The 14,301-nt window shown below is 59.7% G+C and carries 15 protein-coding genes and 1 pseudogene; 13 read left to right on the top strand and 3 right to left on the bottom strand.

What is annotated here, in order from left to right:
* Window positions 1-52: 52 nt before the first annotated feature.
* The 7 genes and pseudogenes from htpG (at window position 53) to NG900_RS08530 (ending at window position 6,834) form a co-directional block, all read left to right on the top strand.
* Complete coding sequence (htpG, locus tag NG900_RS08560) at window positions 53-1,975, top strand: molecular chaperone HtpG (protein ID WP_252679222.1); 1,923 nt, start codon at window positions 53-55, stop codon at window positions 1,973-1,975.
* A 20-nt stretch (window positions 1,976-1,995) separates the two neighbouring features.
* Window positions 1,996-2,499, top strand: a complete 504-nt coding sequence (locus NG900_RS08555; RefSeq protein WP_252679831.1) for a DNA-deoxyinosine glycosylase — start codon at window positions 1,996-1,998, stop codon at window positions 2,497-2,499.
* A 521-nt stretch (window positions 2,500-3,020) separates the two neighbouring features.
* Window positions 3,021-3,314 carry a putative quinol monooxygenase gene (locus NG900_RS08550; RefSeq protein ID WP_252679219.1) on the top strand — a complete coding sequence of 98 codons (294 nt, stop codon included), beginning with the start codon at window positions 3,021-3,023 and terminating at the stop codon, window positions 3,312-3,314.
* A gap of 196 nt (window positions 3,315-3,510) precedes the next feature.
* Window positions 3,511-4,023, top strand: coding sequence for a dirigent protein (locus tag NG900_RS08545; protein WP_252679217.1), 513 nt, complete (start codon window positions 3,511-3,513; stop codon window positions 4,021-4,023).
* An 882-nt stretch (window positions 4,024-4,905) separates the two neighbouring features.
* A complete protein-coding gene (locus tag NG900_RS08540) occupies window positions 4,906-5,268 on the top strand; it encodes a DUF2726 domain-containing protein (RefSeq protein ID WP_252679215.1) in 363 nt (120 codons plus the stop codon).
* A 139-nt stretch (window positions 5,269-5,407) separates the two neighbouring features.
* Window positions 5,408-5,602 (top strand): annotated as a pseudogene (locus tag NG900_RS08535) (DNA-deoxyinosine glycosylase); the annotation flags it as partial.
* A gap of 248 nt (window positions 5,603-5,850) precedes the next feature.
* Window positions 5,851-6,834 (top strand): MBL fold metallo-hydrolase, encoded by a 984-nt coding sequence (locus NG900_RS08530; protein ID WP_252679208.1) that lies wholly within the window; start codon window positions 5,851-5,853, stop codon window positions 6,832-6,834.
* A 37-nt stretch (window positions 6,835-6,871) separates the two neighbouring features.
* On the opposite strand, the gene NG900_RS08525 is transcribed toward NG900_RS08530, so the two are convergent.
* Window positions 6,872-7,663: a substrate-binding periplasmic protein gene (locus tag NG900_RS08525; protein WP_252679206.1), complete on the bottom strand. Its 792-nt coding sequence runs from the start codon at window positions 7,661-7,663 to the stop codon at window positions 6,872-6,874.
* 290 nt (window positions 7,664-7,953) lie between these two features.
* Between NG900_RS08525 and nthA the strand changes: the two genes are divergently transcribed.
* The 4 genes from nthA to NG900_RS08505 are packed head-to-tail and all read left to right on the top strand — an operon-like array spanning window position 7,954 to window position 10,173.
* The gene (nthA, locus tag NG900_RS08520) at window positions 7,954-8,625 is read left to right on the top strand and encodes a nitrile hydratase subunit alpha (RefSeq protein WP_252679203.1); all 672 of its coding nucleotides are present in this window, start codon (window positions 7,954-7,956) and stop codon (window positions 8,623-8,625) included.
* Window positions 8,622-9,317 (top strand): nitrile hydratase subunit beta, encoded by a 696-nt coding sequence (nthB, locus tag NG900_RS08515; RefSeq protein ID WP_252679200.1) that lies wholly within the window; start codon window positions 8,622-8,624, stop codon window positions 9,315-9,317. The genes nthA and nthB overlap by 4 nt, the downstream gene beginning before the upstream one ends.
* 1 nt (window position 9,318) lies before the next feature.
* Complete coding sequence (locus tag NG900_RS08510; RefSeq protein WP_252679195.1) at window positions 9,319-9,687, top strand: nitrile hydratase accessory protein; 369 nt, start codon at window positions 9,319-9,321, stop codon at window positions 9,685-9,687.
* 18 nt (window positions 9,688-9,705) lie between these two features.
* The gene (locus tag NG900_RS08505; protein ID WP_252679193.1) at window positions 9,706-10,173 is read left to right on the top strand and encodes a DNA-deoxyinosine glycosylase; all 468 of its coding nucleotides are present in this window, start codon (window positions 9,706-9,708) and stop codon (window positions 10,171-10,173) included.
* A gap of 879 nt (window positions 10,174-11,052) precedes the next feature.
* On the opposite strand, the gene NG900_RS08500 is transcribed toward NG900_RS08505, so the two are convergent.
* A complete protein-coding gene (locus tag NG900_RS08500) occupies window positions 11,053-11,505 on the bottom strand; it encodes a lipocalin-like domain-containing protein (protein WP_252679192.1) in 453 nt (150 codons plus the stop codon).
* A gap of 233 nt (window positions 11,506-11,738) precedes the next feature.
* On the opposite strand from NG900_RS08500, the gene NG900_RS08495 reads away from it, so the two are divergent.
* Window positions 11,739-12,089, top strand: a complete 351-nt coding sequence (locus tag NG900_RS08495; RefSeq protein WP_252679189.1) for an avidin/streptavidin family protein — start codon at window positions 11,739-11,741, stop codon at window positions 12,087-12,089.
* A 122-nt stretch (window positions 12,090-12,211) separates the two neighbouring features.
* Entirely contained in the window at window positions 12,212-12,655 is a 444-nt protein-coding gene (locus NG900_RS08490) for a thioesterase family protein (RefSeq protein ID WP_252679186.1), read from the top strand.
* Window positions 12,656-12,688: 33 nt separating this feature from the next.
* On the opposite strand, the gene NG900_RS08485 is transcribed toward NG900_RS08490, so the two are convergent.
* Window positions 12,689-14,167 carry an aminotransferase class V-fold PLP-dependent enzyme gene (locus tag NG900_RS08485; RefSeq protein WP_252679185.1) on the bottom strand — a complete coding sequence of 493 codons (1,479 nt, stop codon included), beginning with the start codon at window positions 14,165-14,167 and terminating at the stop codon, window positions 12,689-12,691.
* Window positions 14,168-14,301: the final 134 nt, after the last annotated feature.

Raw genomic sequence — 14,301 nt, 5'->3', positions numbered from 1 at the left:
CGTAAGGTGTAGCCCGCTTCTCTTTCCACTTTTCTGACTTTTTACGCACACCATGAGCGCACCGCACGAGAAGATGGCTTTCCAGGCAGAAGTGAAACAGCTTCTGCATCTGATGATCCACTCGCTGTACAGCAACAAGGAAATCTTCCTGCGGGAACTGGTTTCCAATGCGTCGGATGCGGTGGACAAGCTGCGCTTCGAGGGCATCGCCGACCCGTCGTTGCTCGAAGGCGGCGGCGAGCTGGGCATCCGCATCGGCTTTGATGCCGCCGCACGCACCATCACCATTGCCGACAACGGCATCGGCATGAGCCGCGACGAGGCCATCCGCAACCTCGGTACCATCGCCCGCTCGGGCACGCGCGAGTTCTTCAGCCAGCTCTCGGGCGATCAGCAGAAAGACGCCGCCCTCATCGGCCAGTTTGGCGTGGGCTTCTACTCGGCCTTCATCGTGGCCGACCGCGTGACGGTGGAATCGCGCCGCGCCGGCGTGGCCGCCAATGAAGGCGTGCGCTGGGAAAGCACCGGCGACGGCGAATTCACGGTCGACACCATCGAGCGCGCCGAGCGCGGCACCACCATCACGCTGCACCTGCGCGAGGGCGAGGACGATTTCCTCAATGCCTGGCGCGTGAAGTCGGTCGTGCAGAAGTATTCGGACCATATCTCCCTGCCGATCCAGATGCGCAAGGAAGCGTGGGACGAAGAGAAGAAGGAAATGGTCGCCCAGGACGAATGGGAAACCATCAACCAGGGCAGCGCCTTGTGGGCCCGCCCGCGCGCCGACGTGACGGACGAGCAGTACATCGCTTTCTACCAGCACATCGCGCACGAAAACGGCAAGCCGCTCGCCTGGACGCATAACCGCGTGGAAGGCCGCAGCGAATATACGCAACTGCTGTACTTGCCCACCAACGCGCCGTTCGACCTGTGGGACCGTGAACGCCGCAGCGGCCTGAAGCTGTACGTCAAGCGCGTCTTCATCATGGACGACGCCGAGCAACTGCTGCCGGGCTACCTGCGCTTCGTGAAGGGCGTGATTGATTCGGCGGACCTGCCGCTGAACGTGTCGCGCGAAATCCTGCAGGAAAGCCGCGACGTGAAGGCCATCCGCGAGGGCTCGACCAAGCGCGTGCTGGGCATGCTCGAATCGATGGCCGAGTCGGATGACGCGGCTGAAAAGGGGAAGTACGCCACGTTCTGGCAGCACTTCGGCCAGGTGCTGAAGGAGGGCATTGGCGAAGACCACGCCAACAAGGACCGCATTGCCAAGCTGCTGCGCTTTGCCTCCACGCACAACGAAGACAGTGCGCAGACCGTCTCGCTGACGGACTACATCGGCCGCATGAAGGAAGGCCAGGGCAAGATCTACTACGTGACCGCCGACAACTGGCAGGCCGCCAAGTCGAGCCCGCACCTGGAAATCTTCCGCAAGAAGGGCGTGGAAGTGCTGCTGCTGACCGACCGCGTGGACGAGTGGATGCTCTCGTTCCTGCACGACTTCGAAGAGAAGGAACTGGTGTCGGTGGCGCGCGGCGATCTCGACCTGGGTGCCATGGAAGACGAAGCCGAGAAGGCCGAGCACGCCAAGGTGGAAGGCGAGTTCAAGGCGCTGGTCGAGCGCGCCAAGGCGGTGCTGGCCGACAAGGCAAAGGACGTGCGTATCACGCACCGCCTGACCGATTCGCCGTCGTGCCTGGTGGCAGACGATGGCGACATCAGCGGCACGCTGGCGCGTCTGCTCAAGCAAGCCGGCCAGCAAGCGCCTGAGAGCAAGCCGGTGCTGGAGCTGAACCCGACGCATCCGCTCGTGCGCAAGCTTGCGCTGCTGGAAACTGTCACGGGCAACGAAGCCGATCGCGCCGCGTTTGAAGATCGCCTGCACGTGCTGTTCGATCAAGCGCTGCTGGCCGAAGGCGGCTCGCTGACGGACCCGGCGGCCTATGTGCAGCGTGTGAACCGCCTGCTGGCTTGATCAGCGATTCGTCCACTGCAGTGACGCTCAAGCGATGCTTTCCTCCTGTGGTCGACACGCATACGCGCGTGTTGATCCTGGGCAGCCTGCCCGGCGAAGCATCGCTTGCGCAAGCGCAGTACTACGCCTACAAGCACAATCACTTTTGGCGGTTGGTTGGCGATATCCTGGGCGAAGACTTGGTGCACGTGGACTACGCAGTGCGTCTGCAAACGCTGCTGGCTCATCACGTGGGTCTATGGGACGTGGTGGCGGAAGCGAAGCGCGAAGGTAGTTCGGACAGCAAGATTCGCGGCCATGCCGGCAATGATCTGGTGGGTTTGATCGAATCGCTGCCGAAGCTGGCTGTGATTGCGTTCAATGGCGGCACGGCGGAGCGCATTGGATTGAAGGCGCTCGGTCAGCACGGGGATCATCATCACGTTCTCAGGCTTCCTTCCAGCAGTCCGGCACATACCGTGCCATATTCGGAAAAGCTGCATGCGTGGCGGGAGTTGCGGCCATGGCTGGACAAGCGTGGCTGACGACGCTTGAACGCTCGCGGTGTCAATACATGTCGATTGGTGGTAAGTACTACGCGTCGCCTATTGGCACCGGCCGATGCTGGCTGACCATACTCAGGACTGTCAGCGATCTACGGCGTCAGGGCATCCAGGGTAATTGGCATGTATGGATCTGCTGGCCGAGACTGGAAAATGTCCCTGGCGGCGTCCTGAACTGTCAGGGGCCTCTGAGGAGGCAGTCGCTGGCCGATATGCCGGCGGAACGATTCCATCAATCTGTTGCATCGACCGGTTGAATCCGCGGCCAGGAGCGGCCACCCAGCATCGAGGGCGTCGTGCCGAGCGAGGGACCACGTCTCTCCCTTCTGAGGGGAGTGGCGAGCCTACGACCCGGGTATGCTGACTATCCTCCCGGTGCTCATCATTTCGTTCAGTTCGTTAATGGAGATGCCGTGCACAGCCTACGAAAGACTCTGACTTCGACAGTCCTTGCGTTTTCTGCTCTCGCTCCTGTCACTGCTGCGTTCGCTGACGGACCCGTTGTGGTGCTGGTGAAGGTGTTTCCTGCAGCAGGACGTGAAGACGAGCTACAAGCTCAATATCTGAAGCGCATCCAGTATCTGCGCAAGGCGGAGCCCGGCGCCACGTTTCGGCTGCATCGCAGCACCAAGACGCCAATCACGTTCCTTTGGTACGAGGTGTACGAATCGGAGGGCGCCTACGCCAACCACTTGAAAGTCGTCATGCCGGCATTTCGCAAGGAGGCCGGCCCCACGCCGGAGGGTTTGCTCGCAAAGCCTTCCGAGTCCGAAATCTACAACGAGCTCGCAAGGTAGTCGCTGGTCTTGCTTAAATCCTGGGACAGATACCAGCGCCCAGGAGGAACGCTCGATTGTGCTCGGCGTCGGGCCGCTCTCGGCCAGAAGCGGGCGTTCGATTCACTTCAGCTCCGCCGACACCTCCAACCTGTCGTCTTGCGTTGGTCCATGCGGGCTTGCTAGAGTGCAGCCAGTTCCCCGCCGGGAGAAGGCCATGCAACTGAGAACGTTTGCAGCGCTATGGAGCGTGCTTTTCGCTTCGACAATCGCTGTTGCGCAGGAAAAGCATGTCGTCTCGTTTGATGCACCAGCGAGCGGAAACAAGTACACGCAGCAACATATTCTTGAAGTCGGTGACGTGCCTGAGCACAAGCTACGACTATACGAGCTAGTGCGCAGTTACGGCGGCAAAGACCAGAGAATCGAGGGCATCGTTCTCAAAGAGGCCATCATCCGTGCCACAAGCGACCTGACCGACTTGAACGGGCTCGGCCGCAGCTATGTCGAATACAGGATGGAGAATGGCGACAAGATTTTTGCGCGCGGATACGTCCTCAATCACAAGCTGCAGGGCAGCGACCGCCTGAAGAACCTAACCGAGTTGGATATCACAGGTGGCACTGGCAAATTCCGCAACATTCGGGGCATCGTACGCGCGGAAACAGTTGCCGACTCCAAGTCCTTCAACCAGAACCGCACCGAGTTCGAATACTGGTTCGATAAGTAGCGACCAGGGTTGCTCAAGTCTGCGAGCGGCCAGGTTCAGGCATTCGCTAGCTGAATATCCGGCCATGCTTGGGTACACCTCCGACAGAACAGCCTGCGGCTATAAGCAGCCCAAAAAAAGGTTCAAGGCCCTTCTGCAACCAATGGAACGTCAAGGCACGCATTCAAAGTGCTCGCTCCGGACTCCTTGGTCTGTGTAACCGACGCACATCGCATCCACGCATTTTCCTGTGGTTGCGTTGACTTCTCTGCAGCGCTCGACCTCGAATCCACCACGGACTGAGGCAGCACCACTCTTGACATGGGTAGGCAGGACCGCGAGAGATGCGTCCTCAATAGAGGGGTCTGCAGAAGTGTCTTCGGCGGGCACGGCCGAACTCGTGTTGGTGCTCGTCGGCGCGACCACCTGCGCCGATGCGCTGCCGCATAGTAATGCCAGCCCCGTCAACGAAACCGTGAATGGGTGGACATGCAAACGATTTGGCATATCTGCCTCCCGTTAATGATTGCCCGAGCATAAAATAAACTCCGCAAGCACAAAACATAATCATTCGCTCTTGCTTTACCCACTATATTTCACAGTTCTTAGATATGCGATTTCCTTCGCGCCTACGACAATTTGATTCATTGATGAAGCAATGTATGTAACTTTCATGAATTAATGTGTTGCTTCAGCAAATGGCGCAGCTAAATAATTAGGTCCTCAGCTATCTCCGCTAGGCGAGTGGCCTGTGAGCACCCGAATAGCTGGTTACGCTTCAGCATCTGCTGCATTTGTTTGCTACGGCTGTCCACATCGGGAGTGCTCTTAATTACGTCAGTAGCTGCTGTAGTTGCCTGAGCTTTGGCTTTGGCATCGTCGCTGATACGGGTGGAGAGAGGTATGAGACTGGCTCTTGTGCTGCTGGGTGTTGTGGTTGTTTTGGCTGTGCTCGCGGCTGCGGTGGAAGGAAAACGTGGCGCAAGCAATACAAATACGCCGGTCGCATCGTTGGTGTCCAAACCCGCTCTCATGGACAAATGGGAAGCTGAGTTGTATGAGCGTCTCGTTGTTGCCTTGAGGGCCTCACACGTCTTCCCGCAGGTTGCAATGTCTGCCTTCCTCAAGGAAGCGAAGAGACGCAACGGTGGGCGCAATTCGTTCGCGCAAAAGTACGTCGACTTCCTGGTTTGCGAACGCTGTACGCTCAAGCCGCTGTATGAAGCTATTCACCGCCGAGCGATACAGATCCATCGTCCTTGCTAGGCTTAAGCAGGATCTGATCGACGCCGGAATGGCGAATGAACAGACTAGAGTGGTTCTCGGGCTTGCGGTCGGCAGGATTTACCAGAAGCGGACAGAGCAAGTTCGCGAGTTCATGCGCTCACGGGAAATGTTCTTCTGGTCACTGCCGGCGTTGGCCGTGATTGCGTTCAATGGCGGGACCGCCGAGCGGATTGGGCTGAAGGCGCTTGGCTCGCATGGCGATCGCCTTCGTATCGTCCGGCTTCCGTCGAGCAGTCTGGCGCATACGATGCCGTATGCGGAGAAGTTGCTTGCGTGGCAAGCATTGCGGAGTTGGCTTGCCCAGTCTGCCTGACGGAGGCGGAGACAATTCATTCGAGCTGTCGCGCCACATCTTCAGCGCGATCCCGCATGGTGCCAATCGTCTTTTGTTCGACAAGCTTGTTGCGGGAGTGAAACATTTTTTGGGTTTCACCACGCGTCTCTGTGCCGCGTTAATGGTTGACGCCTGTCTCATCGCCTGTTCCGACTGATGGCATGCTAGATGCTCCGCTTTTTCTCCGGCAATGCGAGGCTGCCGCATGGCGTTTGACGGAGAAGGCGATGCAGATCTACCGGACGTTGTTTGCGGGCATCGTTGCCGTCATCATCCTCTCTGTGCAGCCGGCGAACGGAGAGGCAACGCAGACGCAAACCGGCACACATCTCATCACGCTCGGTACGCGCGGCGGCCCGATTCCCGCCAAGGATCGGGCGCAGTCATCGAATCTGTTGGTCGTCAACGGGACGTACTACCTCATAGACGCCGGCGATGGTGTGCTGCGCCGGTTGACGCAGGCTGGGGCCAATTTCCGGCAGATCGGGCATGTGTTTATCACCCACTGCCACGACGATCACACCGCGGGGTTGGGCGCACTCATGTCTGTTGCGTGGGATTTTCAGCGCCACGACCCAATCGCCGTCTATGGTCCGCCCGGGACCGTCGCGCTGGTAAAAGGAGCCATTCAGTATTTCACGGTGAATGCGGAAATCCGCTGGGCCGAAGGCAGGCGCACACCGCTTGCCGATGTCTTCGTCGGCCATGATGTTGCGCCAGGGTTGATCTACCAAGATCAGAACATCAAGGTGACTGCTGTCGAGAACACGCACTTCCATATCCCGGAGGGCAGCCCGTACTACGGCAAGTACAAGTCCTATGCCTATCGTTTTCAGACCCCCGACCGCGTCATTGTCTTCACTGGCGATACCGGCCCCAGCGACGCGGTGACTGAGTTAGCCAAGAATGCCGACACCCTCGTGTCGGAGGTCGGTTCCAGCGAAGACGTGAAGCAGGTGTTGATTCAGAACGGTACCTGGCAGGGGATGACACCGGAGCAACAGGCGGCGTTCATGCGGCATGTCGTCGAGGAGCATTTGACGCCGGATGAGGTCGGGAAGATGGCGGCGCACGCCCGGGTCAAGACGGTGGTGCTGACTCACCTGCTACCGACGGTCAATGAGCATGACGATTACCAGCGCTATGTACCCGAGGTGAAGAAATTCTTTTCCGGAACAGTGGTGGTGGCCAGGGACCTGATGGCGTTCTGAGCCCATGTCCGCTCAGTTCCGCGCGTCGCAGGTGTGGTCACAGATCGAGCCCCCACCGCGTGTAAATCGCCCTGACCGTGCCATCTGCTTGCAGCTTCTTCAGTGAAGCGTTGAGTTTTGCGAGCAGGTCTGCATCGCCTTTCCTTACAGCAAAAGCCAGCATGCCTTCCTGGATGGGGTGGTACGAATCAACGACCCTGAGCATGGGGTGCGCATTGTTCCGCATGCGATACATGATCTGGAGCCCATTATCGACAACGCCTGCTACGTGACCGGCTTCCAGTTCGTCGATCGCTTCTGGCGGCGTGCTGACCAAGGTCAGGATGGCCCCGGCTTCTTTCAAGCCATCTACGTATGCGCTTCCTTTGGGAATCGCGATCGTCATCCCCTTGAAATCTGCCGCTGATCGGTACGTCTTCGTGTCACTGACAGATATGAGCAGCTTGTCCCGGTACGACCCGTAGACGTTGGTGAAATCCACGAGCTTCTGTCGCGCAGGCGTGACGCCATAGGAAGCTGCAATGATGTCGATCGTTCCGTCCAGCAGGGCTGGCTGCAGTTCTGCGAAGGTCATCGGCTTGAACTCGATCTGCAGTCCAGCATCCTTCGCAATGGCCTGAAGTAACTCCACCGAGATCCCTTCAAGCTGCTTGGTTTGCGGATTCAGGCCGGACATGGGTTGTCCAGCTACGGTGCTGCCCGCTCTCAGCACTTGCTGCGCAGATGAAGAACCGGGTGCCGAAAGCGTCAGGAGCACAAATGCAGCCGTGGCCGTAGCCAAAAACGTTTTCATGAAGATCTCCGCAGCGGATGAGGCGATCGCTGCCATGGGCGACGCCCCATCCGTGGAAATCTGCAAGAACCATACCGATGCTGGTACAGCAGGAGTTTTGGGGGGGGCAAGGTCAGCAGCAAGGCGACGTTCACGCCCAATTCGCTCAAGGATGAAACAACCTGCGAATGGCACCGTGCCAAGTGGTGGGGATCGCCCCTGGCGGCGCTCTAGACGGCCGGTGGATGATGGCGGGTCGTACATACGTGAAGCACGTTACCGCCTTGCCTTGGCGCTTGTCGCGAACCATACTGCTTGCGTTTCGCATTCCTTTCTGGCGACCCGCGATGAGCCATGACGACCCGCGAGCAATCCGGACCAAGCATCAACCGGACGAAGACCACCATCATGGAGGCAGCGTTCTCTCAGAGATGGACGTGCGTGTTCGCGCCCTGGAATCTCTGCTCGTCGAGAAAGGATATGTTGATCCCGCCGCACTGAATGTGCTGATCGAGACGTATGAGCACAAGGTCGGGCCGCATAACGGGGCTCGTGTTGTGGCCAGAGCTTGGCGAGATCCGCATTACAGGCAATGGTTGCTGAACGACGCGTCCGCGGCCATTGCGTCTTTAGGCTACACCGGGAGGCAGGGTGAACATATGGTGGCGTTGGAAAATACGCCAACCGTTCACAACATGGTGGTCTGCACGCTTTGCTCATGTTATCCATGGCCCGTGCTTGGGTTGCCGCCCGTCTGGTACAAGTCGGCGCCTTATCGCTCACGTGCGGTGATTGACCCGCGTGGCGTGCTTACGGAGTTCGGCGTCACGTTGTCTCCCGACGTTGAAATACGTGTGTGGGACTCCACCGCCGAAGTCCGCTATCTTGTCTTGCCGATGTGTCCGCCCGGTACGCGTGGCATGAGTGAAGAGGCGCTTGCCCAACTCGTTACGCGTGACTCGATGATTGGCACGGGATTGCCGAGGGTGCCTGGCGAACAGCAAGAGGGGTGTGTATGAATGGTGCACAAGACCTCGGCGGCATGCAGTCGTTCGGCCCCGTTCGGCCTGAACGCGACGAGCCGCGTTTTCATGCCGATTGGGAGCAGCGCGTTTTCGCAATCACGATCGCCATGGGGGCATCCGGCAAATGGAATATCGACATGTCCCGTGCAGCGCGTGAAAGCCTGCCACCTGCCCAATATCTGGCGAGCAGTTACTACGAGATCTGGTTTGCGGGCCTGAAGAAGATGCTGATTGCGACCGGTCTGGCAACGGAAGAGGAAATCGAAGCCGGAATGTCGAAGGCGCCGCCGCTAACGCCGCTAACGCCGCTAACGCCGTTAACGGTTCAACGGGTACTGACAGCCAGTCAGGTGCCGGCCGCACTGTTGCGCGGCAATCCTGTCAATCGCACAGCATCTGGCCCGGCGCGCTTCGCTGTTGGTGACATCGTGTGTGCGCGGCAGATGCATCCTCTTACTCACACGCGCTTGCCACGCTACTGCAGAGGCAGACGAGGCCGGATCATTGCGCTGCATGGTGCGCACGTGTTCCCGGATACCAACGCGATTGGCCAGGGTGAGCAGCCTCAATGGTTATATACCGTGTGTTTTGAAGCCGCCGAACTTTGGGGCGTGAATACCACGGCGTCCTCCGTCTGCATTGATTGCTGGGAACCGTATCTGGATCGTACGAGTGCAGGGGGCTGACATGACGCCTGCTGGAGTCCCTGAGTCCAAATGCAATACAAGCCTGCTGGAATCTCCTCGCGAGCACGCAGAACCGGTCTTTGATGCGCCCTGGCAAGCCGCAGCTTTCGCCATGACGCTTGCGTTGCATGAGCGTGGTTTGTTCACTTGGTCCGAGTGGACGACCTGTTTGAGTTCAACAATACAGAGCGCGCGAGCAGCCGGCGATCCGGATCATGGCGACACTTACTATGCACACTGGCTGACGGCGCTCGAACGTCTGGTGCTGCAAAAACAGTGGTTCACGGGCGACCTGCTGCTGCATCGTCAGAATGCTTGGCAGGAGGCGGCCCGACACACCGCGCATGGCATGCCGATTGAGCTTCCGTGAACACGGTGGATTGCCGTAATGCAGCAACTGTCGTCGTCGGGGTTCTCGAAATGGCGGGAGATCGGCCTACGGCTTGGGTGTCAAATTGACCAAAACACCAACAAGTTCTGGGAACTTGTGGGTGACGTCATTGGCGAGGACCTGCGCGGCATGCAATATGCCGCGCGGCTGCAAACGCTGCTGGTGCATCACGTCGGACTGTGGGACGTGGTGGCAGAAGCGAAACGCGAAGGCAGTCTCGACAGCAAGATCCGCGACCACGCTGGCAATGATTTGCTGGGCTTGATCGAATCGCTACCGAATCTGGTTGTGATTGCTTTCAATGGTGGGACTGCTGAACGCATGGGTTTGAAGGCTCTGGGGCGGCATGGTGATCGGCATCACGTCCTGCGGCTTCCTTCCAGTAGTCCAGCGCATACGGCTCCGTACTCCGAGAAGCTGCAGGTTTGGCGGCAACTGCGATCATGGCTGGATATGCCTGACTGACGAAGGTTGATGTTTGCAGTGTCAACGCTTCGGTCTGTGCGTAAGTGCTACAACATTCAGGAGCTGCCTCTGTGGGCGTGCGTGGGGCGCAAATACTGTGCGTACGTTCGAGAGGGCGGAAGAGAGACTCCCTACCAGCACCGCTCCATCCTGTTTGAGGCTTAACCGCCGCTCAGCGCTAGGGATGTTTTTTGTCGTAGCCATGGAATCCGATTCGGTCATTGGCGCCAGCGGCGTCTGAGCGAATACAGCCAAGGCAGCAAGCGCTGCCGCCAAGGCCACTGCATTTGGTTCTTGCAGTCCGGCTGCGCCCGTGTCTTGTCCATTTCATAGCCGATCAACGTGGCGTGCGATCGCACTGCATGCTCCATCGGTATGCCTTGCGCTCGTTCTTCGCCTTCACTCCTGCAACCGAACAAGGTTGTCGTTACGGAAGTGAGGGGAAGCGTTGGAACGGCGTTTGCTCCTGGGTCGGAACAGCCCCCGAATCCCGCCTGAGTGCCCCGGGGGAAGTCTGATCACCCGAAAGATGGAGGACCACATGAGCAAGACAACTTCAATCAGTGCGCTTGCATTTGCCATCGCCTGCGCTTTAGCTGGCTGTACTGCCGCCGGTAGCGGAACGGGTTCGGCTGCAGGTTCAGGGAGTGTGACGCCTGGGACGAGCTCGATGTCTCAACCGGGATATGGGACCGGCACCAGCACAAGCGGTAGCGCGAGCGGAGCAGCCACTGGGTTCACCAGTACGGCTCCGCGCTAAGCGAAACCGACGTTTGCACAACTGTCCATCGACGGGCCAACAAGTACTCGCAAAACAGGCCCGTCTTTTTTTGGGGGGGAGCCGAACTGCCACTGAGTGGAGAAACGCGTGGTTGCAGTTCAGGCCCGTTCAAATACGACCGTATAGGTACAGCGCTTTCCGTCCATGGGGTCGACGGTTTCATGGGTTCGATACACGAGGCGACCGAGCTCGAAACTGAGCAGGCGGGTTTGCTGCGTTCCCGTCCACAACTCGTTCCAACTGCCATCCAAGGTGTGGATGACCCGGTCTGACTGAACCTCGTACGTGCCCACGTAGGCGAACATGGAGTCGAATAGCGCAATTTTTTCCGGATCGGACGGTGGATTACTTCTCGGTCTGGCTCGCCCGCGACGCAGAACAAAAACCATAACGCGCCCATCTGGTGCGTAGTTGATGTATCCGAATGGGTTCGGTCCAAGCGCGTCAGATGTTTCACCGGACGATAGTAGCGTTCGCGTCCACGACAACATGCGCCATGTACCGAGAATCGATTCAGCCAGGGACACTTCTGCGGGGGACGTGGCTGACATAAGCGGCTCCTTACCCGATGCGGGATGGCGCGACGCTCAATGCTTGGCTTCGGGTACACCCATGTTAGGCGAAGCCGAAAAAAGTGCTCAGATATTCGGGTGATTCATCACGAACCGATGTCAGCTTGTTCGGATTCCGGGAGCTGGTGGGTGCCGACCACTGCCACCATGTGACGCGCGCAGGTACGCGCCCTGCTGTGCTGCTGTCGAGGGATTCGGCAGGAGGAGGCGAGATGGCAACCTGGACGGGCAGTTGGCGAAACCAGTACGGCTCCGTCGTGACATTGACTGAAGAAGGCGGCCGCCTCTTCGGCACCCTCCGCACCGCGCTGCGCGACAGCGGCTTCTTTGGCAGAGACTACGACGTCGTCGGCACCTGCCATGGTGAGTGCATTGCCTTCGCGTTTGCGGGGCCGACGCCCAAGGGCGACATGGTGTGCGCGTTCACGGGCGTGCTTCGCGAAGGCAAGATGCAGACCGTGTGGCATGTCGTGTCGGACAAGGCCGCCGGCGCCGATGGCAAGCGGGCCTGGCCGCACGCGGTGATGACCAACGCCGACACGTTCGAGCGTATGCAGGGATAGCGGTTCAGTCTCGCAACCGCAGCGGCGCGAGGCTGGCGCGTGCCTCGCGCGAGCCGGCGCGTATGATGAGCGCCTTGCCGCCCGGCCAGTGCGGCGCTCACATTCTTCCTGCTGATTCCACGATGGCCCGCCTCAAACTCGACCTGCCTGCCGACCAGTTCTGCTATGCCACGCACCTGACCGTGCGCGTCACCGATATCAACTCGGCCAACCACCTTGCCAATGACTCGATGATCTCCATGATCTCCGAGGCGCGGGCGCGTTTCCTGTACGAGTTCGCCAGTGAGGATGTGGAACAGGAAGGCGGCGGCATCATCGTGACCGACCTCGCCACCATGTACCGCAACGAGGCGCATGCGCGCGACCAGTTGCTGTTCGAGGTCGGGGTGATGGACTTCAACAAATACGGCGGCGACATCATCTTCCGCATCACGCGCCCGGCCGACGACACGCTGATCGCCATGGCCAAGTCGGGCTTCGTGTTCTTCGACTACGTGGGCAAGAAGGTGGCGGCGATGCCGCAAGGGTTTGCGGGCCGGTTCCCGAAGGTGAACTGGGTGGAGTAACCACCCGGCTGATCGGACACCGCGCTCCTGTTCTTAGGCCTTGCGCTGATCCGCCAGGCGATTCCAGAGCAAGCCGGCGCGGTTCCCGCTTCGGCAATAGGCGAGGATGGGTTTGGGCAAGGCGTCCACCAAGGCACCAAACGCATCGACTTGCGCATCGCCGATGCCATTTGGCTCGACAGGCAGGTAGCGCGCTTCCAGCCCCAGTTCGTGTGCAGCGGCGGCAATCTCCGCAAACGCGGGTTGGTCGACGCTCTCACCGTCAGGGCGGTTGCAGATCACGGAGCGGAAACCCGCGTCGCGAATGGCCTTCATGTCAGACGGTGCGATCTGCCGCGAAGTGGTCAATCCGGTGGCCGCCGTGGACCGGCATTGCTCGATGGCTTGCCGGAAGCAGCCAATGGCCGCGTCGATGTCTTGTTCGGTCGTAAAGCGGCCGAGGCTGATGCGCACGGTGCGGCCCGCTGCGTCCGCTTCCAGGCCGATGGCCGACAGCACATGCGACGGCATGCCCGCTGCGGAGTTGCAGGCAGACGTTGATGACACGGCCAGCGCATCGCCCAGCATGAAGGGGAAGAAGCCCGGTGCATTCACCGTCAGGCTCAAGGTATGTGGAATGCGCAGGGCGACGTCAGCGTTCTGGACCACATCGCCGAGGGCCAGTACCGACGCTTTCAGCCGCTGGCTCAGCGCCGAGATTCGCGCGGCTTCCTGCGGGAGTTCTTCCGCTGCGAGTTCGCTCGCGACCCCCATTCCGACGATCTGGTGTGTTGCCAGCGTGCCCGAGCGCAGGCCGCGCTCGTGCCCGCCGCCGTGTATTTGCGGGGCAATCTGCGAGGCGATCTCACGGCGGACGTAAAGCGCGCCGATGCCCTTGGGGCCATAGAACTTATGGGCCGACATCGACAGCATGTCGATGCCGAGGGCGCGCACATCGATGGGTGTTTTGCCAAGCGCCTGCGCCGCATCGACGTGGAACAGCGCGCCCGCTGCATGCACGATCTGGGCGATCGCGCGAACGTTGGTGAGCGTGCCCAGCTCGTTGTTCACCAGCATGAGGGAGACCAGGCCGGTGTCGGGGCCGATCGCCGCGGCCACGGCGTCGGCGGTGATTTCGCCGCCGGGCGTCGGCGACAGGTAGGTCACCGAACAGCCGCGGGCCGACAGGGCCGCCATCGTATCCAGTGTGGCCTTGTGTTCGATGCGGCTCGTCACCAGGTGGCGCTTGCCGGTTGCGTTGTCTGCGTAGCCTTTCAGCGCGAGGTTGATGGATTCGGTGGCGCCGGACGTCCAGATGACCTCGTCGGCATCGGCACCAATGAGCGATGCAACCTGTTCGCGTGCGCGCTCGACCTTGTTCCGCGCGACACGGCCGGTGGCGTGCGAGCTCGACGCGGGATTGCCGAACGCACCTTCCATGCCCAGGCAGGCTGTCATGGCCGCAATCACGCGGGGGTCTGCGGGCGTGGTGGCCGCGTAGTCGAGGTAGTGCAGGGTGTTGCTGTCGCTCATTTCATGTCTTGCTGCGGTGGGGGCAAGGAAATGATACGGCGGATGGTCGAGAAAAATAATTCAAAATTCCTTCGTATTGGCCAGATGACCGGAGAAATTTTCCTTAAAATTGGGAATCTATAGAAATTGATTCT

It is taken from the genome of Ralstonia soli (genome assembly GCF_023955655.1).
GTDB classification, from domain to species: Bacteria; Pseudomonadota; Gammaproteobacteria; order Burkholderiales; family Burkholderiaceae; genus Ralstonia; species Ralstonia soli.
The sequence above is the reverse complement of the archived record's forward strand: the minus strand, read 5'-3'. Positions and strand labels throughout refer to the sequence as shown.